General features: G+C 72.4%; 18 protein-coding genes and 2 pseudogenes. 8 read left to right on the top strand and 12 right to left on the bottom strand.

Annotation, left to right across the window (positions count from 1 at the left end; all coding sequences use genetic code 11):
• Positions 1–619: 619 nt before the first annotated feature.
• The 4 genes and pseudogenes from ACLE50_RS09455 to ACLE50_RS09440 all read right to left on the bottom strand — a co-directional run bounded on the left by ACLE50_RS09455 (position 620) and on the right by ACLE50_RS09440 (position 3,820).
• Positions 620–1,390 (bottom strand): annotated as a pseudogene (locus tag ACLE50_RS09455) (transposase family protein).
• A gap of 177 nt (positions 1,391–1,567) precedes the next feature.
• Positions 1,568–1,933 (bottom strand): hypothetical protein, encoded by a 366-nt coding sequence (locus ACLE50_RS09450; protein WP_410943057.1) that lies wholly within the window; start codon positions 1,931–1,933, stop codon positions 1,568–1,570.
• A gap of 246 nt (positions 1,934–2,179) precedes the next feature.
• Positions 2,180–2,539: a hypothetical protein gene (locus tag ACLE50_RS09445; protein WP_410943056.1), complete on the bottom strand. Its 360-nt coding sequence runs from the start codon at positions 2,537–2,539 to the stop codon at positions 2,180–2,182.
• 375 nt (positions 2,540–2,914) lie between these two features.
• Complete coding sequence (locus ACLE50_RS09440; protein ID WP_410943055.1) at positions 2,915–3,820, bottom strand: LysR family transcriptional regulator; 906 nt, start codon at positions 3,818–3,820, stop codon at positions 2,915–2,917.
• Between the two features lie 89 nt (positions 3,821–3,909).
• On the opposite strand from ACLE50_RS09440, the gene ACLE50_RS09435 reads away from it, so the two are divergent.
• Positions 3,910–5,082 (top strand): TDT family transporter, encoded by a 1,173-nt coding sequence (locus ACLE50_RS09435; RefSeq protein ID WP_410943054.1) that lies wholly within the window; start codon positions 3,910–3,912, stop codon positions 5,080–5,082.
• A gap of 91 nt (positions 5,083–5,173) precedes the next feature.
• Here ACLE50_RS09435 and ACLE50_RS09430 read toward each other — a convergent pair whose 3' ends face one another.
• Together ACLE50_RS09430 and fmdA are read right to left on the bottom strand one after the other, a co-directional pair.
• The gene (locus tag ACLE50_RS09430; RefSeq protein WP_410943053.1) at positions 5,174–5,455 is read right to left on the bottom strand and encodes an FmdB family zinc ribbon protein; all 282 of its coding nucleotides are present in this window, start codon (positions 5,453–5,455) and stop codon (positions 5,174–5,176) included.
• 14 nt (positions 5,456–5,469) lie between these two features.
• On the bottom strand, positions 5,470–6,717 hold the full coding sequence (gene fmdA / locus ACLE50_RS09425) for a formamidase (RefSeq protein ID WP_410943052.1): 1,248 nt from the start codon (positions 6,715–6,717) through the stop codon (positions 5,470–5,472).
• Between the two features lie 167 nt (positions 6,718–6,884).
• Between fmdA and ACLE50_RS09420 the strand changes: the two genes are divergently transcribed.
• Positions 6,885–7,517, top strand: coding sequence for a GntR family transcriptional regulator (locus ACLE50_RS09420; RefSeq protein ID WP_410943051.1), 633 nt, complete (start codon positions 6,885–6,887; stop codon positions 7,515–7,517).
• Positions 7,514–8,689, top strand: a complete 1,176-nt coding sequence (locus ACLE50_RS09415) for an MFS transporter (protein WP_410943050.1) — start codon at positions 7,514–7,516, stop codon at positions 8,687–8,689. Before ACLE50_RS09420 ends, ACLE50_RS09415 begins: the two co-directional genes overlap by 4 nt.
• A gap of 18 nt (positions 8,690–8,707) precedes the next feature.
• Here the strand turns inward: ACLE50_RS09415 and ACLE50_RS09410 are convergent, their stop codons facing one another.
• From ACLE50_RS09410 to ACLE50_RS09400, 3 genes are all read right to left on the bottom strand, one after another.
• Positions 8,708–10,237 (bottom strand): APC family permease, encoded by a 1,530-nt coding sequence (locus ACLE50_RS09410; RefSeq protein ID WP_410943049.1) that lies wholly within the window; start codon positions 10,235–10,237, stop codon positions 8,708–8,710.
• A gap of 79 nt (positions 10,238–10,316) precedes the next feature.
• Positions 10,317–11,162, bottom strand: a complete 846-nt coding sequence (locus ACLE50_RS09405; RefSeq protein ID WP_410943048.1) for an SDR family NAD(P)-dependent oxidoreductase — start codon at positions 11,160–11,162, stop codon at positions 10,317–10,319.
• A 142-nt stretch (positions 11,163–11,304) separates the two neighbouring features.
• Positions 11,305–11,724 carry an STAS domain-containing protein gene (locus ACLE50_RS09400; protein WP_410943047.1) on the bottom strand — a complete coding sequence of 140 codons (420 nt, stop codon included), beginning with the start codon at positions 11,722–11,724 and terminating at the stop codon, positions 11,305–11,307.
• Positions 11,725–11,928: 204 nt separating this feature from the next.
• On the opposite strand from ACLE50_RS09400, the gene ACLE50_RS09395 reads away from it, so the two are divergent.
• Positions 11,929–12,876: an NADP-dependent oxidoreductase gene (locus ACLE50_RS09395; RefSeq protein WP_410943046.1), complete on the top strand. Its 948-nt coding sequence runs from the start codon at positions 11,929–11,931 to the stop codon at positions 12,874–12,876.
• A gap of 23 nt (positions 12,877–12,899) precedes the next feature.
• On the opposite strand, the gene ACLE50_RS09390 is transcribed toward ACLE50_RS09395, so the two are convergent.
• The 3 genes and pseudogenes from ACLE50_RS09390 to ACLE50_RS09380 form a co-directional block, all read right to left on the bottom strand.
• On the bottom strand, positions 12,900–14,111 hold the full coding sequence (locus ACLE50_RS09390) for a macrolide family glycosyltransferase (protein ID WP_410943045.1): 1,212 nt from the start codon (positions 14,109–14,111) through the stop codon (positions 12,900–12,902).
• Positions 14,112–14,628: 517 nt separating this feature from the next.
• Positions 14,629–15,006 (bottom strand): annotated as a pseudogene (mscL, locus tag ACLE50_RS09385) (large conductance mechanosensitive channel protein MscL); the annotation flags it as partial.
• Positions 15,007–15,126: 120 nt separating this feature from the next.
• Positions 15,127–15,837, bottom strand: a complete 711-nt coding sequence (locus ACLE50_RS09380; protein ID WP_410943044.1) for a FadR/GntR family transcriptional regulator — start codon at positions 15,835–15,837, stop codon at positions 15,127–15,129.
• Positions 15,838–15,913: 76 nt separating this feature from the next.
• Here ACLE50_RS09380 and ACLE50_RS09375 point away from each other — a divergent pair, with 76 nt between their 5' ends.
• From ACLE50_RS09375 to ACLE50_RS09360, 4 genes are all read left to right on the top strand, one after another.
• On the top strand, positions 15,914–17,119 hold the full coding sequence (locus tag ACLE50_RS09375) for a CynX/NimT family MFS transporter (protein ID WP_410943043.1): 1,206 nt from the start codon (positions 15,914–15,916) through the stop codon (positions 17,117–17,119).
• 142 nt (positions 17,120–17,261) lie between these two features.
• The gene (gene trpB / locus ACLE50_RS09370; protein WP_410943042.1) at positions 17,262–18,524 is read left to right on the top strand and encodes a tryptophan synthase subunit beta; all 1,263 of its coding nucleotides are present in this window, start codon (positions 17,262–17,264) and stop codon (positions 18,522–18,524) included.
• Positions 18,524–19,324: a tryptophan synthase subunit alpha gene (gene trpA, locus ACLE50_RS09365; protein ID WP_410943041.1), complete on the top strand. Its 801-nt coding sequence runs from the start codon at positions 18,524–18,526 to the stop codon at positions 19,322–19,324. The genes trpB and trpA overlap by 1 nt, the downstream gene beginning before the upstream one ends.
• Positions 19,325–19,827: 503 nt before the next feature.
• Positions 19,828–21,210 (top strand): ferredoxin reductase family protein, encoded by a 1,383-nt coding sequence (locus ACLE50_RS09360; protein ID WP_410943040.1) that lies wholly within the window; start codon positions 19,828–19,830, stop codon positions 21,208–21,210.
• The last annotated feature ends 9 nt before the right edge of the window (positions 21,211–21,219 follow it).

Raw genomic sequence — 21,219 nt, 5'->3', positions numbered from 1 at the left:
CGTCAATCGATGCAGGTTTGAGAAGGTTAACGTATGCAGTTCAGGATAAACGGCACACGCGACCAAGGCGTGTTCGCCTGTTGTGGGAACACGCTCGAGAGCGCTTTCGAGCGATTCATGAAGGACGACTTCGCCAGCGAATCCCTGGCGCCGAAACCATGCGTGAGCAGCACTCTCCAAATTTGTGCCCGAGGGGCCCAAAGTATGAAGGTGTCGAATATCGCCTAGACGGAAGTCCGGCGCTTCCGGAGTGGTCACAGGGAAATCTACTGAAGACACACGAGTCCCTCTCGCTGGTGGCAAGCAGATGGAGAGTGCTCGGGTCGAGTCGAGGCTTATGAACTCGTAGTCGCCCTTCAAGAGCGACCGACCTAGTGCGGTCTGGCCGATGGCATCATCGCGTCCAATAAAGGGAGAGTCAAGACCCTCCCCAGGCTTACTCAAGCTAAAAAGAGACTGTGATCTTGCTTACAGCACTCGAATGGTCTAAGATTTTGTGCGCTAGTTACTCGCTGTCGTTATTAGTGACGGAACATGGTGAGCTGGGTCGCTACTGAGGGAGGTGTACCGCCAATAGGATCTAGCTTGATGAACTGGTATTGAGCCTTTGCCAACCTGATCAAGCGTTGGCGATCACGATGGTCTGAACTGCGGCGATGAGCTCGCCTGCGCGGTCGGGGCTGGAGCGGATCGTGCGCAGGACTTCCAGTTCATCAGTTCGGCGTTGACCCGTTCCCTGTGCCCACGCCGGCGGGCGTGCGCGGCGTTGACCTCGCGCTGGTTGGCCGACAGGCGTCGGTAGCGGCCGGTGTCGGGGTCCTTGCGTCGTCGCCGTTGCGGGACCGCGACCGTGGAGCGGGCGCCCTGGTAGGCGGTGTCGGCCGCCGCCGGTATCTCGTGGGCGGTCAGGGCTTCGATGATGCCGTGCTCGCGGGCGGCGCCGATGTCGTGGCGGGCGCCGGGCAGCGGTGGGGAGATCCATACCAGTCGGCCGATCGGGTCGGTGATGACCTGCACGTTCAGGCCGTGGAACTTGTGTTTGCCGGAGTAGAACGCTCGGTCGTAGCCCGAGGCCATGCCGACCCGGTCGATGCGCAGCAGGGCGCCGTCGAGGATCACGAACGCCTTCCGCTGTGTAGCCTCGATCGCCTGTTCCGAGGTGGGTGCCATCGCGGCGAGCAGGCCGAGGGGCCTCGCGGATGTCGCGATAGACCGGGGCGGTGCCGATCCGGAACCCGCAGGCCAGGTCGGCGTAGGTTTCGCCCTTGCGCAGGTAGGCGAGCAGCTTGCGTCGGCGGGTGCGGCGCAGATTCCGGTGCGCTCGCAGCGCATCGGCGAGCACGCCGAGCGCGCGGCTGGACACGGTCATCCCCGACGGGGAGGACAACAGCTCGAAGCTCCTGGTCGGACGGACAGATCTAGGCAATCGCCCGTCTACCAGGAACTTCACCCATCCGGGGCCACGCCAGGCCGTGCACCCGCCGACCAGTACGAACGCCAGGTCGGCAATGGCGCACAGGCCCCGACCGGTACCGGTCGGGGCCTGTGTTCGTCTGTCGGGCGTGGCTCAGCCCTGGTTGCCGGCCTCGGACGAGGAGTCGGCGGACTGGTTGGTCTCGGCCGCGTTGCCCTGCAGGTTCGACGAGTCGACCGAGTTGTCCTGCTCGATGGCGCCGCCGCCACCCAGCAGGTTCAGGACGGGGACGTTCACGGCCGGGTTGATCTGGGTGACCGGAGCGACGTTCACGTTCGTGCTCTCCTGCTTGGTCTCCGACTTCTGGCCGATGATCGACTGGCTGAACGCGCCCTGGTTCTTGTCCCCGGGGTGGCCGTGGTCGCCGTGGTCGCCGTGGGCGAAGGCCGCGCCGGCGAAGCCGAGCGTCATGGGAACGGCCAGAGCGGTGGCGACGACGGCGCGAACCGACTTGCGCATGATGATCCTCCTGTGGCGTCGCACTCCCGGTGATCAGGAATGCAGATTCTGAATCGATCGTGGAAGAACTGTCGGACGCGATCAAGGAATGTGCGATCGTGCGCGGCCCTCCGGAATGGTGTCCGGACACGATCCGCCGTCCGTTGCGGAATCGTGGGAATGATCGTCTTCGCGGGCCGGAGTACGGGCCGGTCCGGCGGGTACGTGCGTGTTCACGTACCCGCCGCCGACGCGGAACGGCGTCGGTCAGCCGGCGTTGCCGGCCTTCGACTTCGACTTCGCGTCCTGGTTGGTCTCGGCCGCGTTGCCCTGAGTGTTGGACGAGTCGACGGAGTTGTCCTGGACGATCGCGCCGCCACCGCCCAGGTTCAGGATCGGGACGTTCACGGCCGGGTTGACCTGCGTGACCGGGGCGAAGTTGAAGTTGGTGCTCTTCTGGTCGGTCGACGACTCCTGGTCGATCACCGACGAGCTGCCCGCGATCTGGTTCTTGTCGCCGGGGTGGCCGTGCCCGTGGTCGCCGTGGGCCATCGCGACGCCGGCGAAACCGAGCGTCATGGGGACGGCCAGGGCCGACGCGAGAAGGGTGCGCACGGACTTACGCATGATGATCCTCCTGTTTCCGGATGCACAGCCGGACCCCCCGGGTGTGCTGGCCGAAACGCTATCGACACGTTTCATGATTCGGCGACCGGACCAATTCTGTGACGACTCACCCGATCGTGGGTTGCCAGGGAGGGGTTCAGATGTGAACGGGAGGTTAACTGCCACTCTGACCTGGCGGTATTGTGGTCACGGGCTGTGTGTAAATGTTCCCGCATGCAAATAGTCACGATCCTCGGTAGTATCACACGATCGAGTGAAAACATTTCGGCATGATCGAACGATCGTGCGTGCGCGCGTGTCCGCAGAAATCGATAGCCCTCGATCGGTGGTCGATCCGGGTTCCGCGGGTCCGGAAGGCGCGTGATGATCGGCGGATCAGCGCTGCGTCCGGGGCCCGGAACGCTCCGCGATCGCCACCAGCTCCCGGGCTGCTCCGGACGGGGGACGTCCGCGGGGCCAGACCGCAGCCAGCCTGCGCTGGAGGTCCAGACCGCGCACCGGCACCGCGACCAGCGCGCCCGACTCCAGCTCCCCGCTCACCGCCAGCGAGCTCAGCACGGCGGGGGCGACGCCGTCGGCGGCCGCGTTCTTGATCGCCGTGGTCGAGGAGAGCTCCAGCAGCGGCGCCGCGATCGGTGTGGCTCCCGCCTCCTCGAGCGCGCGTTCCAGGTGTTCGCGGGTACCCGAGCCGCTCTCCCGGGCGATCAGCGGCGTGGCGGCGAGCCGGGCCGCGTCGACACCGCGACGCCGGGCCCATGCATGGTCCGGCGCGACGACGAGGGTCAGCCGGTCGTGCGCGACGACCTGTTCGTCCAGGTCGGCGGCGTGCCGCGGCCCCTCGACGAAGCCGAGGTCGGCCCGGCCGGAGAGCACGTCGTCGGCGACCTCGGAGGAGTTGTGCGTGCTCAGTGCGACCGAGGTGCCGGCCCGGCGGCTCCGGAGGCTGATCAGCCAGCGGGGCAGCAGGTACTCGGCCACGGTCAGGCTCGCGGCCACCCGCAGCCGGGCATCGCCCGCGGTGTGCAGTGCGGTGACACCCTCCTCCAGCGACCGCGCGGCGTCGACGGCGGCGCGGGCCCAGTCGGCGACCAGCGCGCCCTGCGGGGTCAGCCGGGTGCCCCGGGGCGACCGCTCGAACACCGTCAGGCCGAGCGCGCCCTCGAGCGACCGGATCCTGGCGCTGACCGCGGCCTGGCTCACGCCGTGCGCGCTCGCCGCGCGCCCCATGCTGCCGAGCTCGGCGATCGAGAGCAGCAGGTCGAACGGGGCGAGGTCGGCCACGCGAGGAGGCAGAGGCATAAGTGCTGATTGTGACCTCATCAGGCCGGGACGGCTACCGGTGATCCCCTGCCGGGCGGATCGTGAGGGACATGACGCAGCTCGACACCACCACCGCCCGCACCTCGGACGGCCCCGGTGCGTGGACGCCGGAGGCCCCGCACCGGCCGGCTCGCCTGGGCCTGTTCCGTGACCTCGACCGCCCGTCGCAGGCGTTCTCCGGCATCGGGCCCAACTGGTACGCGTCGGTGATGGGGACCGGCATCGTCGGCGTCGCTGCGGCGGCCCTGCCGGTGCAGGTGCCCGGGCTGCACACCGCCGGAGTCGCGGTGTGGCTGCTGGCCGCGTTCCTGCTGGTCGCGCTGACCGCGGCCTGGACGGTGCACTGGGTGCGCCACACCGGCACCGCCCGCGGGTACGCCCACAACCCGGTGATGGCGCAGTTCTGGGGCGCGGTCGCGATGGGGGTGATGACCGTCGGCGCGGGGTCGGTCACCTTCGGCGAGCCGCTGGTCGGGCACGCCGTGGCGCTCGGTGCCGGCTGGGTGCTGTGGGGGATCGGCACCCTGCTCGGCCTGGTCACCGCAGCCTGGATCCCGTACATGATGATCGTCCACCACGAGGTGCGGCCGGAGGCGGCGTTCGCGGGCTGGCTGATGCCGGTCGTGCCGCCGATGGTCTCGGCGGCCAACGGCGCGGCACTCGTCGGGCACGCCCCGGCCGCGCTCGCACCGACGATGCTGGTCGCCTGCTACGCGATGTTCGGCGCCGCACTGTTCGCGACGCTGGCCCTGCTGCCGCAGATCTGGAACCGGCTCGTGGTCCACGGGACCGGCCCGGCCGCGACCGTCCCCACGATGTGGATCGTGCTCGGCCCGCTCGGTCAGTCGGTGACCGCGGCGAACCAGCTCGGAGACCACGCCGGGGTGTTGGGCGAGCCGTACGCGACCGGCGCGCACGTGCTCGGCGTGCTCTACGGCGTCCCGGCCTGGGGGTTCGCGATGCTCTGGCTGGCGCTGGCCGCCGCGGTGACGATCCGGACCGCGCGCCGGGGCCTGCCGTTCACCCTGACCTGGTGGAGCTTCACCTTCCCGGTCGGCACCTGCGTGACCGGCACGAGCGCGCTGGCGGTGCACCTGCACCTGCCGGTGCTGGCCGGGATCGCCGTCGGGCTCTACGTGCTGCTGGTGGTGGCCTGGCTGGTCGTCGCGGCCCGGACGGCGCACGGGTCGCTGGTGCGGGGGCACCTGCTGCTCCCGGCCTGAGCACCGCCCGGTCCGGGTGCGGTCCGGCCCGAGTGTCGCTCCCGGCCGGAGTGCGGCCCGGCCGGAGCGTCGTCGCCCGCGGCCGGTGCGCTCACGAGCGGGGCAGCAGCCGGTGCTCCGGACGGGCGTAGCGGGGTGCGGCCGGCTGCTCGGCCGGGGCCCGCCGTACGACGCCCGGGGCCTCGGCCGAGGCCGCGTGGGCGTCGAACGCGCGGCGTACCGACGCCGAGGTCCGGGCCAGGCCGGGCGTGCGGAACGACCGGCGGCCCTCGCCGTCGCAGGACGGGCAGGGCCGCCGCGACGGCGCCTCGCCGAGGGCACAGACGTGGTCGAACGCGCCGTGCTCGGCGCAGCGGTACTCGTAGGTCGCCATCGCGCCGTCCCCGCTCAGGCCGAGGTCACGGCGCACTGGCCGCGGTCGGTCCATGTCGGGCCGGACGGGCCCGGCCGGACGTCGACATCGAAGATCGCGGTGGGGACGTAGAGCGTCGCGCAGGCGTTCGGGACGTCGACGACACCGGACAGCCGCGCCTCCACCGGTGCCGCGCCGAGCAGCAGGTAGACCTGCTCCTTCGTCCAGCCGAACTTCGAGAAGTACTCGATCGCGTTGAGGCAGGCGTTCTGGTACGCCAGCGTCGAGTCCAGGTAGTGCTGGTTGCCCGCGCTGTCCACGGAGAAGCCGACGAAGGTCAGGAACTCCGAGTACCGCGGCTCCACGTTGCCCGGCATGAAGATCGGGTTGGTGGTGACGCCGTAGGTCTGCATGCCGCCCTTGATCAGGTCGACGCGCAGGTCGATGAACCCGCCCATCTCGATGGCGCCGCAGAAGGTGATCTCGCCGTCGCCCTGGGAGAAGTGCAGGTCGCCGAGGGAGAGGTTCGCGCCGTCGACGAACACCGGGTAGAAGATCCGGCTGCCCTTGGACAGGTTCTTGATGTCCTGGTTGCCGCCGTTGTCCCGCGGCGGCGCGGTGCGGCAGGCCTCGGCGGCGACGCGGTCGTACTCGGCGCCCGACAGCGTGCCGAGCACGGCGTTGTGCGGCTCCGGCGGCAGCGCCAGCGGCGGCACCCGCTCGGGATCGGTCGCGATCAGCGCGGCCTCGCGGGAGTTCCAGCGCGACAGCAGGTCCGCGCTCGGCGCGGTGCCCATCAGGCCCGGGTGGATCAGCCCGGTGAACTCGACGCCGGGGACGTGCCGGCTGGTCGCCTTCTGGCCGGTGAAGTCCCAGACGGCCTTGTAGGCGTCGGGGAACCAGTCGGTGAGGAAGCCACCGCCGTTGGACTTGGCGAACAGGCCCGTGTAGCCCCAGCCCTGCCCCGCGACCGGGCCGGTCTCCTGCGGCACCGGCCCGACGTCGAGGATGTCGACGATCAGCAGGTCGCCCGGCTCGGCCCCCTCGACGGCGAACGGCCCGGACAGCTGGTGGACCATCGACAGGTCGCAGTCGCGGATGTCGTCGGCGTCGTCTGTGTTGACGATCGTGCCGTCGAACCACTCCTTGGACTCCACCCGGAAGCTGTCGCCGGGCTTCACGGTCGCGACCGCGGGGATGTCGGGGTGCCAGCGGTTGTGGCCGACCAGCTCCTGCTCCCGGAAGGGCTTGGACTGGTCCACACCGAAGATCACGTCGGGCACGGGGCTTCCTCCTGCGGTCGGGGCGCGGGAAATACTTTCAGCGGAAAGTATTCGCGAACCTAGGAGGTGCACAGGTGCGTGTCAACGAATGTGATCATCGCCCGGCGCCGAGACGTCGCACACAAGCATAGATACAAGCTTCGATCCCAGGCGTACGCTGCCTCCACGTGACACCGAGTCCGACCGCGGCCGAGCAGGCCTACGAGCTGACCAAGGAGCTGGTCCTGTCCGGGGAGCTTCCCGGCGGCCACCTGTTCAGCGAGGGCACCATCGCCGACCAGCTCGGCATCAGCCGCACCCCGGTACGCGAGGCGTTCCTGCGGCTGCAGGCCGAGGACCTGCTGACGCTGGTGCCCAAGCGCGGCGCGGTCGTCGTACCGGTGTCGCCCGGCGAGATCGAGGACGTCCTCGACGCACGGGAGGCGATCGAGGTCGCCGCCGTGAAGCGCCTGGTCCGGCGCCCGGACCTGATCCCGCAGGCGGTCACCGACCTGCGTGCGGCGCTGGAGACCCAGACCGGCTTCGCCGACGCCGACGACCTCGAGCGCTTCGCCGAGGCCGACGAGGCGTTCCACCGCACCGTCGTCGCCGCCGGGCGGAACGCGCTCACCCTGCGCTTCTACGGCACCCTCGCCGACCGCCAGCGCCGGATGAACGTGCACGCGCTCGGGCCCGCTCCCGAGCTGGTCCCGGTCGTGCTGCAGCAGCACGCGGACCTCATCGACCTGATCGAGGCGGCCGACCTCGACACCTTCGCCACGGCCCTGCGGGCCCACATGGACGGGACGCACCGGAGATGAGCACGAACCACACCAGCTGGCGCCCGGCCGCGGCCGCGGTCTTCGCGAGCGCCTGGGGCGGCAACCACTTCACGCCGCTGCTGCTGCTCTACCGGCAGCACGGCATGTCGCCGGTGCAGGTCGACAGCCTGCTCGGCGCGTACGTCCTGGGGCTGGTGCCGGCCCTGCTGCTGGTCGGCCCGGTCACCGAGCGCCACGGCCGGCGCCCGGTGATGATCGCCGGGGTGGTGTTGTCACTGCTCGCGAGCGGGCTGATCGCCGTCGGCTCGACGGGGTGGATCGCCGCCGGGCGGATGGTGGCCGGGGTCGCCGTCGCGATCGCGATGTCGGTCGGCACCACCTGGGTGAGCGAGCTGTCCGAGCGCGGCGGGGAGTCCCTCGCCTCCGGGGCCCGGCGCGCGGCGCTGTGGCTGACGCTGGGCTTCGGGATCGGCGCCGGGGTCTCCGGCGTGCTGGCCCAGTGGGGCCCGGCACCGACCGTCCTGCCCTACGCCGTGCACGCCGTCGTCGCGATCGCGTGCCTGGTCCCGCTGTTCCGGGTCGCCGAGACCCGCGAGCCCGCCCCGGCGACGCCCGGATCGTCGCGGTTCGTCCGCGCCCGGCACCCGCGCTTCCTGCGGGTCGTGCTGCCGATGGCGCCGTGGATCTTCGGCTCGGCCGGGATCGCCTACGCCGTCATGCCCCAGCTGGTCGCCGAGCAGGTCGGCGGGAACGCGATCGCCTACGCCACCCTGCTGACCGTGCTCACCCTGGGCGCCGGTGCGCTCGTCCAGCCGGTCGCGCGCCGCCTGGACCGCACGACGAGTGCCCGTGCCGTCGCGGTCTCGATGGCGGCCATGTCGGCCGGGCTGGTGCTGGCCGGGGTCGTCGCCGCCGTCCGGTCGCCGTGGCTCGCGCTGGTCGCGGCCGTGGTGCTGGGCTCGGCGTACGGAATCGCGGTGGTCTCCGGGCTGCTGGAGATCCAGCGACTGGCCCGGCCCGGCGAGATGGCCTCGCTGACCGGCGTCTACTACGCCCTGGCCTACTCCGGTTTCCTGCTGCCCGCCCTGCTGGCGGTGTCCAGCGCGGTGCTCGGCTACCCGGCGCTGCTCGCGATCCTGGTGCTGGTCGCGCTGTCCGGGACCGCGCTGATCGTGGCCAACACCCGGCGGTTCCTGCCCGCCGAGCTCTGAGCCCGGCGGGCAGGGGGCTCACGACCCGCCGTAGGGCGGCTCGTGGGTCTCCGGGACCAGGATCGGCGTCGCGGCGTTCAGGCTCTCGCCGCGGAAGAACGCCCGCAGCCGCACCGCGCAGGCGAGCATCAGCGGCACACCGAGCACGATCATCCCGACGCCGATCACGAAGACGCCGCCGATCGGGCCGAACGTCGTGTTCCCGTACGACGGGTCGATCATGTCCGAGGCGCTCTGCACGAACGCCCAGATCATCACCAGCCCGCCGAGCAGTGGGAGCAGCCCGCGCAGCAGCAGGTTCGACACCGACCGGAACAGGGTGCGGCGGAACCACCAGACGCAGGCGAACGCGGTGATGCCGTAGTAGAAGGCCACCGCCAGGCCGAGCGAGGCCACCGTGTCCAGCAGCGCGTTGGAGCTGACGATGCTCAGCACCACGTAGAACAGCCCGGCCGACGCGCCGGTGACCACGGTGGAGAATCCGGGCGTCGCGAACCGCGGATGGGTGCGGCCGAACGGCTTCGGCAGCGCGCCGTAGACGGCCATCGCCAGCGTGCCGCGGGCGGTCGGCAGGATCGTGGTCTGGGTCGAGGACAGCGCGGAGCCGGCCACGGTGAGCAGCAGCAGCACGGTCAGCACGGGGCCGCCGATGGGGCCGCCGAGCACGGTGAGCACGTCCTCGGAGCCGGCCTCGTTGTTCAGGCCGATCCCGGTCGTGCCGAACCCGGCGTAGGCCTGCACGGAGACGGCGGTGACGACGTAGAGGCCGAGCAGGATCACCGTCGCGAGCAGCGCGGCCCGGCCCGGTGTCCGGTCGGAGTCCTGGGTCTCCTCGCCGACGGCCAGGCAGGCGTCCCAGCCCCAGTAGATGAACATGCAGAGGATGACGGCCTCGGCCATCGAGGAGCCGGACACGCCCGTCGGGTCGAACCAGCTCCAGCTCGGCGTGACGGCCTGCGGGCCGGCGTCACCGGCGTAGACCAGGGCCAGTGCGGCGAGCGAGACGACGGCGAGGACGACGATCTGGAAGACGATCAGCGCGTTCTGCAGGCGCTGGGACAGCAGGATGCCGCGGTAGCTGATCCACGTCGTCACGATGATGACGACGAGCCCGAGACCGGTCTTGACCAGCGGGTTCTCCGACAGCTCGTCGAGCCCGGCGGCACGGAGCAGGTAGACCGCGGTGATCTCGGCGACGTTGGCGAGGCAGAGGACCGCCGACACCGCGACGCCCCAGCCGCCCATCCAGCCCACCCACGGGCCGAACGCCTTCGTGCCCCAGGTGAACGTGGTGCCGCAGTCGGGCAGGTCCCGGTTTAGCTCGCGGTAGGCGATCGCGACGAACAGCATCGGCACGAACGCGAGCAGGAACATCGCGGGTGACTTCTCGTGCACGGCGAGCACGACGTAGCCGAGAGTTGCCGCGAGGCTGTACGCGGGCGCCGTCGCACCCAGTCCGATGACGGTGTTGCCCCAGAGGCCCAGGGCGCCCTGCTGCAGTCCCTTGCCCGCCGCGTCCGGCGGGGTCCGGGTGGGCCGAGCGGTCAACCCGTCGCCCGGCGGACGTCGGTACGGGGGGCGGCGTGTGTGGTGCGCGTGAAAATCACCGCACGATGGTAGTGGGAGGTCAGCGGCGCCCGCCGCGCCGGGATCCCACCGCCGTGGTCACGATCCGCTGGTAGGAGGCCGGGAGCAGCCGCGCCATGGCGTCCAGCACGGTCGCGTCCGGACCGATGAGCACCCGTCGCCGGTCGCGGCGGACGCCGTCGAGGATGGTGCGGGCGGCCTTGTCCGGCGTCGTCATGAGCAGCTTCTCGAACTCGGCGGTCGCCGAGTCGGCGGGCGTGCCGGTGACCGCCGCGGTGCTGGCGTCGACCCGGGCGGTCCTCGCGATGTTGGTCCGGATGCCGCCGGGGTGGACGCAGGTCGCCGACACCGGGGCGCCGGTCATGTCCAGGTCCTGGCGCAGCGACTCGGTGAACCCGCGGACGGCGTACTTGCTGGCGTTGTAGCCGCTCATCAGCGGCTGGGCGGCGATCCCGAAGATGCTGGAGACGTTGACGACGTGCCCGTCGCCGGAGGCCACGAGGTGTGGCAGGAACGCCTTCGTGCCGTAGACGACGCCCCAGAAGTTGATGTCCATGATCCAGCGGTAGTCGTCGATCGAGAGCGCCTCGACCGTGCCGGCCAGCGCCACGCCGGCGTTGTTGACGACGAGGTTCACCGTCCCGAATTCGGCGGTGGTCGCATCGGCCCAGGCGTACACGCCCTTCTCGTCGGCGACGTCGAGCTCGGTGGTGGTCACCCGCGCCCCGGTCCGGGCCAGCTGCGCCGCGGTCCCGGCCAGGCCGGCCGGGTCCTTGTCGGCGAGCGCGAGGTTCGCGCCGTCGGCGGCGAGGCGGAGCGCCAGCGCCCGGCCGATGCCGGACCCGGCTCCGGTGACGGCGGCGACACGGTCGGTGAAGGACTTCATCGGACGGGCTCCCCGGACGGCGGCGCGCCGGGCTGCACCGCCCGGCGTCGGACACGCGCAGCCTATGTGCCGCTGGGCCGGACGGGGGTGTGACGCGCACCCCTTCGGCCGTACCCGTCCCGGCCGATGCGTCCGGCGAGGCTCAGGTCTCCGCGGCGAGCGCTCCGGTGAGGTCGGCGTACCACGGCACCACCAGGTCGAGGCCCGTCATCCGGATCGGGCGGATCACCGCCCGGTTCTCCGGGCCGGTCACCCCGGACAGTCGCACGCCCGCCTCCCGCGCCGCCCGCGACGCCCGCACGATCGCGGTCAGCCCGTGCGAGCCGAGGAACCCGACGCCGGACAGATCGAGCACGACGCGCTCCGGGGGCCGTTCGCCGCCCACCAGTGCGGCGAACCGTTCACGGATCGCGTCGGCCTCGCTCAGGTCGATCTCGCCGGTCACCTCGAGCACGGTGAGCCCGGGCCGCGGCTGGTGCTCGCGCAGCTGCACCCGATCCGGGCCACCGGGCCAGGTGCGGGCGGACCGTCGCAGGTCACGAGCCGGGTCGACGGGGTTCACCGGACGGCCTGCGAGTCTCCCGGGACCCCGGATCCGGGCCGTGCTCCGCCACGGCCCCGCGGAACGAATCGGGCGGTGCCGTACGTCCGGATCAGTGCGACGTGGTTGATGTATGCACCGTACCGCCCGGAACAGCGGTCTGAACAGCGCCGATGTGACCCGGGTCATCGATGAGGCGGCGCCGGAACGGGAACCTCCCCCGACATGAGCACACGGACCGGCCGGGCGGTGCGATTCGACCGCTACGGCGATGTGGACGAGCTGTACGTGACCGACGTCGAGTTCCCCGACCCGGCGCCGGGGCGGGTGCTGGTCGAGGTGGCCGCGGCGGGCATCAACCCGGGCGAGATCGCCATCCGCGAGGGGGCGTTCGCCGAGACCTGGCCGTCGACGTTCCCGTCCGGGCAGGGCAGCGACTGGGCGGGCACCGTCGTCGCCGTCGGCGACGGCGTCGAGGGCCTGGACCCGGGTGACGACGTGTTCGGCTGGACCGACGACCGCAACGCCCAGGCGTCGCACGTCGACGTCCCGGCCGAACAGGTGCTGCGCCGCCCCGCCGGGATCGACGTCGCCTCCGCCGGGGTGCTGTACGTGGCCGGGATGGCCGCGGTCGGCTCGGTGGCTGCGGTGGACCCGCAGCCGGGTGAGACCGTCGTGGTGTCCGGGGCGACCGGCGGGGTCGGGCAGATCGCGGTGCAGCTGCTGACCCTGCGCGACGTCGAGGTCGTCGGCATCGCGTCGGAGCGCAACTTCGAGCGGCTGCGCGCCATGGCCGTCACCCCGGTGGCCTACGGCGCGACGCCGGAGCAGACCCGGGAGAACGTCCGGGCGGCGACGCCGGAGAAGGTCCACGCCTGGATCGACCTCCACGGCGGCGGCTACGTCGAGATCGCCCGTGACCTGGGGATCCCCGCCGACCGGATCAACACCATCATCGACTTCGACGCCGTCGAGAAGTTCGGCGTGCATGCCGACGGCACCGCGGCGGCGGCCGGCCGGGACAACATGGCCGCGCTCGCCGACCTCGTCGCCGACGGGGCGCTGGAGATCCCGATCGCCGGCGGGTACGGGCTCGAGCAGGTACGCGACGCCTACACCGAGCTGGCCGGCGGGCATGTCGTCGGCAAGATCGTCCTGCTGCCGAACGCCTGAGTGGCGGAGCGGCCCCGGGGCACTCAGTCGCGGGAGCGGGCCAGCTCCTCCAGCGCGTCCGCGCCGAGTGCGGGCGCGTCGACCTCGTGCATCCGGGCGCCGAACTTCTCGGCCGCGGCGCGGTAGGACGGATCGCCCGCCACCTCGTCGACGGTCGCGCGCAGCGTGGCCGCGTCGAGGGTGCGGGGGTCGAGTCGGCGACCGCAGCCGAGTTCCTCCACGCGCTCGGCGTTGAGGTCCTGCTCCAGCATCTGGGGCACGCCGACCTGCGGGACGCCCAGGTAGAGCGCCTCCAGCGTGGAGTTCATGCCGTTGTGCGTGACGAACACGCTCGCCCGGCGCAGCACCGGGATCTGCGGCACGAACGGCAGCGCGACGACGTTGTCCGGCAGCTCGCCGAGCTCGGCCGGGTCCACCCGGTTCCCGATCGACATCACGACCTGCCACGGGCTGTCGCGGAACGCCTCGGCGCACATCCGGAAGAAGTCAGGGCGTGCGTTGAACGCGGTGCCCAGCGAGATCAGCACCAGCGGGCCGTCCGGGTGGAGCGGGGCGGGCGGGGTCCACTCGTCGTCGGCACGGCTGCCCAGGTCCGGACCGGTGAACACCCACGGCGGGCCGAACGTGTCGCCGGCGATCTGGAACTCGCGCGGCACGAACACCAGGTCGAGGTCACCGGTGTCGCCAAACCAGAACGGCTGCAGGCCCTGGCTGCGGGCGAACTCGGCGTCGCGGTCGCCGACGGCGGCGAAGGCGGCCGCCATCGCCTGCCCCATCGGGTCCTCGGTGGCGAGCATCCGCTCGCGCAGCGAGAAGTGCTCGTTTCCGGCGAACGACGGGTGCAGGCCCGCGTAGGGCAGACCGGCGCGCTGCGCGGCGAGCGCGCCGACCGGGCCCAGCGCGTCCCCGCAGACGACGGCCGGCGGGTTGGCCGTCAGCTCGTCGACCAGGACCGGGAAGACGTCCTCGACGGACTTGGAGAACACCGCGAGCCGCGCCTCGAGCATCTCCTTCGACGGCGGGGCGCCGTCCGGGCCCGGTGCGGGCGGGCCGCTGGGGAACACGTACGGCAGCGCGACGGGTTCGGCGCCGGCCGCGGCGACGGCGTCGAGCATCGGGTCGGCGGTGCCGTAGCGGACCCGGTGGCCGCGGCGGACCAGCTCTGCCACCAGCGGCAGGGTCGGGGTGACGTGCCCGGCGGCGGGCATGCTGACGAAGGTGAAGAGCCTGTTCATCGGGCTCGATCGTGGCACCGTTGCGCGGGTCCGAGGCGTGGACATCCCGTGCGCAACAGGATCAGCGGGTTCCACCCGGACGAATCGGGCCGAGATCCCCGTCACCGGGCGGGGCCCGTCGGGGTCAGTCGTCGGCGCGGTGCCGGACGGTGGGCTGCGGGGTGTCCGGATAGGGCTCGTAGCCGCGGCCGGCGTCGTGTCGGCCGACGCTCGCGTACTCGGCCTGCGGTGCGGGCCGGGCGGGCGACGGGGCGGCCGCCTGCGGCGCGGCGTCGGGCCGGGGCGCGTGCTGCTGCATGTAGGCCTGCTGCCCCGCCGGCTGCTGCCCCATGTACTGCTGCTGCCCTGCGTACTGCTGGTGTCCCGCGTACTGCTGCTGCCCCGCGGGCTGCTGTCCGACGGCCTGCTGCACCGCCGGGCCGCGGCTGCCCGGCGCTGCGGGCACCGCGGCCGGATCCGGGACGAACCGTCGCCCCGCCGCGGTCGGGATCTCGTCGCGCAGGGCCTCGCGCTCGGCCTGGGCGCGCATGAGGTCGCGGATCTCGGTGAGCAGCTCGGTGTCGGTCGGCGCGACGTCCTCGACCTGCCCGCGCTTGCGGCGCTCCTGGAGCCACGTCATCGGGTAGACGACGAGGAAGTAGATCACCGCGGCGGTGATGAAGAAGGTGATGATCGAGTTGAGGAAGCTCGCGTAGTCCAGCTGGACGCTTTTCGTCAGGGCGATCGTGCCCGGCGGGATCGTGTCCTCGCCGCCGGAGAACAGCCGCAGCAGCGGCTCCAGGAACGACTTCGTGAAGGCCGTGACGACGGAGGTGAAGGCGGCACCGATGACGACCGCGACGGCCAGGTCGATGACGTTGCCGCGCAGCAGGAAGTCCTTGAAGCCCTTGAGCACCGGGGGAGCTCCTCGCGAGTTCGGGGGAGGGGGCGGTCGGGGAACGGGGGTCCGGCGCGGCACCGTAACCGGTTCGTGACCTGGTGATCGAATCGCCCCCGGCGTGCGGGTCCGGAGCGCTCAGCTCGCCCCGTCGATGAAGCGGTCCAGGAAGTCCCCGGCCTCCCGGGCGGCGCGGTCGACGTCGCGGGCCTCGATCGCGGCGACGAGCTCGTCGTGCCCGACGTCGGCGTCGGTGCCCGCGGTGTCGTGCATCGTCGTCGCGACCGACCCGCTGACCGCCTCGACGACGCCCCGGTAGAGCTCGGTGAGCAGGTCGTTGCCGGCGGCGCGGACGACGGCGGCGTGGAACTCGGTGTCGGCGTGGACGGCGCGGTCGAGCAGGTCGGAATCGGGGGTCTCGCCCCGGGCGGCGATCCGGTTCACCAGCCCGACGGTCTCGTTCCGGGCGGCCAGAGCCTCGTGCAGCATCGCCAGGTCCTCGTCGGTCCGCCGTACCGCTGCCTTGCGGGCGGCGTCGACCTCGAGCGTGCGCCGCACCTCCAGGACCTCGCGCAGCTCCTGCCCGCACAGCGTGCGCAGCGCACCGGACAGCTCGCTGGTCGCGCGGACGTAGGTCCCGTCGCCCTGGCGCACCTCCAGCAGGCCGCCGTGCGCCAGCGCGCGGACGGCTTCGCGGACGGTGTTGCGCCCGACCTCCAGTGTCGTGGCCAGCTCGGCCTCGGGCGGGATCCGGTGGCCGACCGGCCATTCACCGGTCGAGATGGCACTGCGCAGCTGGTCGATCACCTGGTCGACGAGACCGCCGCGGCGGGTTGTGACGAGAGGCACCGGATCATCCTTCCATCCGAACATCCTATGTCTGTAACAATACTGTGTCGTGAGCATGACGCAGCAGGAGACACGCATGACCCGGACCACCGACGCGCCATCGGTGACCCGGTCGCGCCATGCTGCGCTGATCGGGTCGCCGCTGCTGGTGGTGGGGGTGGCACTGGCCGCCTCCAACCTGCGTCCGGCCGTCACCAGTATGGCGTCGGTGCTGGGTCCGGTGCGGGACGGCCTGGGTGCCTCCGCCGCGTGGGCGAGCGTCCTGACCGCGGTCCCGACCGTCTGTTTCGGACTCGCCGCGATCACCGCGCCCTGGCTGGGCCGCCGGTTCGGGATGGCCCGGGCGATCGGGATCGCGCTGGCCGTGCTCACCGCGGGGCTCGTGCTCCGGGTGGTCGACGGGCCGTGGGTCGTGCTCGGCGGCACGTTCGTCGCCGCCGCGGGCATCGCCGTCGGCAACGTCCTGATCCCGGTCGTGGTCAAGCAGTCCTTCCCGCACTCGGTCGGGCGGGTGACCGGCATCTACACCGCCGCGCTGTCCGGCGGCGGCGGGATCGGTGCCGCGTTCACCCCGCCGCTGGAGGCGGTCCTGGGTGGCTGGCGCGGCGCCGTCGGCGCGTGGGCGCTGCTGTCGGCCGGTGCTCTCGTCGTCTGGCTGGCCGGGGCCCGGCACGGCGACGGCCCGGCGCACCGCCCGGTGTCGTCCGAGCCGCGCCGCTCGATGCTGCGCCGGCCGCTGGCCTGGATCATCACCGGCTTCTTCGGGCTGCAGTCCTGCGTCGCCTACGTCGCGATGGGCTGGCTGTCCGAGCTGTTCGTCTCCGACGGCATCTCCCGCACCGACGCAGGCCTGATGCTCGCGCTGATCAACCTGATCGGCATCCCGCTGAGCTTCGTGATCCCGCCGATCGCGCTGTCCCGGCGCTCGCAGTCCGGCTGGATCGTGGGACTGGCCTCGTGCTCGATGGCCGCCGTCGCCGGGCTGGCGTTCGCCCCGGGCGGCGCCCCGTGGCTGTGGACGGTGCTGCTCGGCGTCGGGATGTCGGTGTTCCCGGTGGCTCTCGGCGTGCTCGCCCTGCGCACCCGGGACGCCTCGGAGACCACCGATCTGTCGGCGATGGCGCAGGGCACGGGCTACCTGGTCGCCTCCTGCGGTCCGCTGCTGTTCGGGATCCTGCACGGCGCGACCGGCGGCTGGGGGCTGTCGCTGACGCTGCTCGCCTGCGCCGTCGCGGCCGAGATGGTGCTGGGCTGGCTGGCGGGACGCCCGCGCTACGTGTGATCGCGCCGCCTGTGACCGGCTCCGCGCGATCCGGCGCTCGGGCGTCACCCGAACACTCCGGTGTACCGTCGAGCCGCCGCGTGGCGAGGTCCGTGCAGGTCCGCCCCGGAACGGCGATCCACCGTCTCGTGCAGGAGAAATCGTGACCGACACCGCCCTCCCCCCGGCCGGGGGAACGGAGCGGCTGGTCGACCAGACCGGCCCGTACTTCGGCCGCTTCGGCGGCCGCTACGTCCCGGAGGCGCTGGTCGCCGCGCTCGACGAGCTGGAGCAGGCCTACCGCTCCGCGATGGACGACCCGGAGTTCCAGCACGAGCTCGCCGAGCTGCACCGGACCTACTCGGGCCGCCCGAGCCTGGTCACCGAGGCCCCGCGGTTCGCCGCGGCCGCCGAGGGCGCGCGGATCCTGCTCAAGCGCGAGGACCTCAACCACACCGGCTCGCACAAGATCAACAACGTGCTCGGCCAGGCGCTGCTCACCAAGCGCATGGGCAAGACCCGGGTGATCGCCGAGACCGGCGCGGGCCAGCACGGCGTCGCGTCGGCGACGGCGGCGGCGCTGCTCGGCCTCGAGTGCGTCGTCTACATGGGCGAGGTCGACACCGACCGCCAGGCGCTCAACGTCGCCCGGATGCGGATGCTCGGCGCCGAGGTCCGCCCGGTCACCTCGGGCACGCGGACCCTCAAGGACGCGATGAACGAGGCCATGCGCGACTGGGTGACCAACGTGGCCGACACCCACTACCTGATCGGCTCGGTCGCCGGGCCGCACCCGTTCCCGGAGATGGTCCGCGACTTCCAGCGGATCATCGGGGTCGAGGCGCGGCAGCAGGTGCTCGACCAGACCGGCGCACTGCCCGACATGGTGTGCGCCTGCGTCGGCGGCGGCTCGAACGCGATGGGCATCTTCCACGCCTTCCTCGACGACCCCTCGGTCGAGCTGGTCGGGTTCGAGGCCGGCGGCGAGGGCGTCGACACCCCGCGGCACGCGTCGTCGATCGGCGGGGGAGAGGTGGGCGTGCTGCACGGCTCGCGCAGCTTCATCCTGCAGGACGAGGACGGCCAGACCCGCGACTCGCACTCGATCTCCGCCGGGCTGGACTACCCGGGCGTCGGGCCGGAGCACTCCTGGCTGCACGACACCCGGCGCGCCCGCTACGAGTCGGTGACCGACGCCGAGGCGATGGACGCGTTCCGCCTGCTGTGCCGCACCGAAGGGATCATCCCGGCGATCGAGAGCGCGCACGCGCTGGCCGGGGCGCTGCGCGAGGCACACCGGCTCGGCGAGGGCAAGGTCGTGCTGGTCAGCCTGTCCGGGCGCGGCGACAAGGACGTCGACACCGCCGCGAAGTACTTCCACCTGATCGACGACCAGGGGCACGCCGTGACGGACGGAGCGGTCTGATGGGCAGCGTGGCGCAGCGGATCGCACAGGTCCGCGCCGAGGGACGGGCCGCGCTGGTCGGCTACCTCCCGGTCGGCTTCCCGACCGTCGACGGCTCGGTCGAGGCGATGCGGGCGATGGTCGACGGCGGCGTCGACGTCGTCGAGGTCGGGCTGCCCTACTCCGACCCGCTGATGGACGGCCCGGTCATCCAGCGCGCGACGCAGACCGCGCTGGACAACGGCGCCCGTACCCGCGACGCGTTCACCGCCGTCCGCGGCGTCGCCGACGCCGGGGCGCCTGCGGTGGTCATGACGTACTGGAACCTGATCGACCGCTACGGCGTCGACCGGTTCGCGGCCGACCTCGCCGCCGCGGGCGGCTCCGGGCTGATCACCCCGGACCTGCTGCCCGACGACTGCGCGGACTGGCTGGCCGCGTCCGAGGACCACGACCTGGACCGGATCTTCCTGGTCGCCCAGACCTCCGGCGCGGAGCGGCTGAAGCTCACCGCCGACGCCAGCCGCGGGTTCCTCTACGCCGCGTCGCTGATGGGCGTCACCGGCGTCAACTCGATCGGCGTCGAGGCCCGTGACCTGGTCGGCCGGGTGCGCGAGGTCGCCCCGCCGTCACTGCCGGTCTGCGTCGGGCTGGGCGTGCGGACCGCCGAGCAGGCCGCCGACGTCGCCGCGTACGCCGACGGCGTCATCGTCGGGACGGCTTTCGTGCAGGCCCTGGAGTCCGGCGGCCCGGCCGCGGTGCACGACCTCGCCGCCGAGCTCGCCGCGGGCGTCCGCTCGGCGTCGGCGGTCGGCGCCTGACCGCACCACCGCAGCTCCGGACCGGCCCCGCACACCCCGAGGTGGGCGGGGCCGCTCCGTGTCCGGGGATGTACGACCGGTGACCGGGCCCTGAGCGGGCGCCGGCCGGGCGAACGGCGGAGACCTGAGAACCGGGGGAGGCGGGCGGACGTGCCCGATACTCCGAATCGCCCAATCCGGCACCATTCGTCGTGATCGGGAGTCCGGACGACCGGACGGGGTCTCAGGAAGGCAACCTTCGCGACCCGGGTCTTCTTATGGTCGTCCCCGTCGCGCCGCGGCCCGCTCCCCGCTCCCGGCCGCCGCGACGGCCGGGATCCCCCGTCCCGGTCCGCTCCCCGAACCGGAAGTAGACCCATGACCATCCCTGGTCCCGTGCTGCCCGGAGGCGCCCCCGACGCCGCCGGACGCGCAGTAGCATCCCCCGCCCGAGGCGCCCGCCCGACAGCGTTCTCCATCCCGGGCGCCCGCCCGACGGCCCCCGGGTTCCGGCCCGGGCCCCGGTGAGCCGCCCGCTCCCGCATCCGGTCACCGCACCGCACCGGCGCCCCGCGCCGCACACCGACACCTGGCTCGCCCACCGCCGCGCGAACCTCGCGTGGGGATCCGTGCTGGTCACGGTCCTGGTGGGGCCGTCGCTGATCTGGATGCTGCGCGCCGGGCCGCAGGCCCCGCTGCACCACCTGTCGGTGCTGACCGGGCTGCTTGCGTTGTCCGCGCTGGTCGTCGTCGCGGTACTGCCGTCGCGGGTCCGGGGGCTGAGCCGCGCGCTCGGCCTGGAGACCCTGCTCGGCCTGCACCGCAGGCTCGGTGTGCTGGCCGGTGTGCTCGTCGCGCTGCACCTGGCGTGTGTGGTCGCCGACCGTCCCGAACGTGTCGGGCTGCTCGTGCCCGGCCTCGCCCCGGCCCGCGGGCAGGCGGCGACGGCCGGGACCGTCGCGATCGGGATCCTGCTGGTCCTGGCGCTGCGCGGCGTCCGCAGAGGCGGCTCGCACGAGATCTGGCGCTGGGTGCACCTGAGCCTGGCCGCGGTCGTCGTCGGCGGGTCGGCGCTGCACGTGCTGTGGCTGAACCAGCTGGTCTCCGACGCGGTGATGGGGCCGGTGCTCGGTGTGCTCGGCCTGCTGGTCGTGGCGGTGATGGTGCTGCGCTGGGGCATGCGCGGCCTCGACCGGTGCGGCGAGTTCCGGGTGCACGTGGTGCGCAGCGAGAGCCCGACGGTGTCGACGCTGGTGCTGCTGCGCCGGGGCAGGCACGGCGGAGCGTGGTTCCGGCCCGGGCAGTTCGCCTGGATCCGGCTCGAGCAGATGTCGGTCGAGGAGCACCCGTTCACGATCGCCTCCAGCGCCGCGGACACCGGGCGCGTCGAGTTCACCGTGCGGCACACCGGGGACTTCGCCTCCCGGCTGCGTGAGCTGCGCCGCGGCGACCCGGTGTGGGTGGACGGCCCGTACGGCTCGTTCACCCCGGACGCGGTGCCCTCCACCGGCCTCGTGCTGATCGCCGGCGGCGTCGGCGTGACGCCGATGATGAGCATGCTGCGCACCGCCGCCGACCGGGGCGACCCGCGTCCGCACCGGCTGGTCGTGCACGCCCGCGACCGCGCCGACCTGCTGTTCCGGGCCGAACTCGCCGAGCTCCGGACCCGGCTGGACCTGGAGGTCACCGAGGTCGTGACCCGCCCGCCTGCGGACTGGTCCGGCGCGACCGGGCCGATCGACACCGCGCTGCTGGCCGCCGTGCTCACCGACCTCGACGACCCCGCCCTGCGCCTCGACTACTTCATCTGCGGCCGCCCGCAGCTGGTCACCGACGTGCTCGACACGCTCGCCTCCCTCGAGGTCCCCGACGAGCGCGTGCACACCGAGCAGTTCGCCCAGGTGTGACCCCGTGCA

The sequence above is a fragment of the Pseudonocardia phyllosphaerae genome (genome assembly GCF_046546475.1).
Lineage (GTDB): Bacteria > Actinomycetota > Actinomycetes > Mycobacteriales > Pseudonocardiaceae > Pseudonocardia > Pseudonocardia phyllosphaerae.
The sequence above is the reverse complement of the archived record's forward strand: the minus strand, read 5'-3'. Positions and strand labels throughout refer to the sequence as shown.

Bases quoted from the DNA above. Each gene is read 5' to 3' on its own strand.
- ACLE50_RS09450 (WP_410943057.1), bottom strand. From the start codon at position 1,933: ATGCGCAAGTCGGTTCGCGCCGTCGTCGCCACCGCTCTGGCCGTTCCC.
- ACLE50_RS09445 (WP_410943056.1), bottom strand. From the start codon at position 2,539: ATGCGTAAGTCCGTGCGCACCCTTCTCGCGTCGGCCCTGGCCGTCCCC.
- ACLE50_RS09435 (WP_410943054.1), top strand. From the start codon at position 3,910: ATGACGCAGCTCGACACCACCACCGCCCGCACCTCGGACGGCCCCGGT.
- ACLE50_RS09430 (WP_410943053.1), bottom strand. From the start codon at position 5,455: ATGGCGACCTACGAGTACCGCTGCGCCGAGCACGGCGCGTTCGACCAC.
- ACLE50_RS09415 (WP_410943050.1), top strand. From the start codon at position 7,514: ATGAGCACGAACCACACCAGCTGGCGCCCGGCCGCGGCCGCGGTCTTC.
- ACLE50_RS09405 (WP_410943048.1), bottom strand. From the start codon at position 11,162: ATGAAGTCCTTCACCGACCGTGTCGCCGCCGTCACCGGAGCCGGGTCC.
- ACLE50_RS09395 (WP_410943046.1), top strand. From the start codon at position 11,929: ATGAGCACACGGACCGGCCGGGCGGTGCGATTCGACCGCTACGGCGAT.
- ACLE50_RS09390 (WP_410943045.1), bottom strand. From the start codon at position 14,111: ATGAACAGGCTCTTCACCTTCGTCAGCATGCCCGCCGCCGGGCACGTC.
- ACLE50_RS09375 (WP_410943043.1), top strand. From the start codon at position 15,914: ATGACCCGGACCACCGACGCGCCATCGGTGACCCGGTCGCGCCATGCT.
- trpA (WP_410943041.1), top strand. From the start codon at position 18,524: ATGGGCAGCGTGGCGCAGCGGATCGCACAGGTCCGCGCCGAGGGACGG.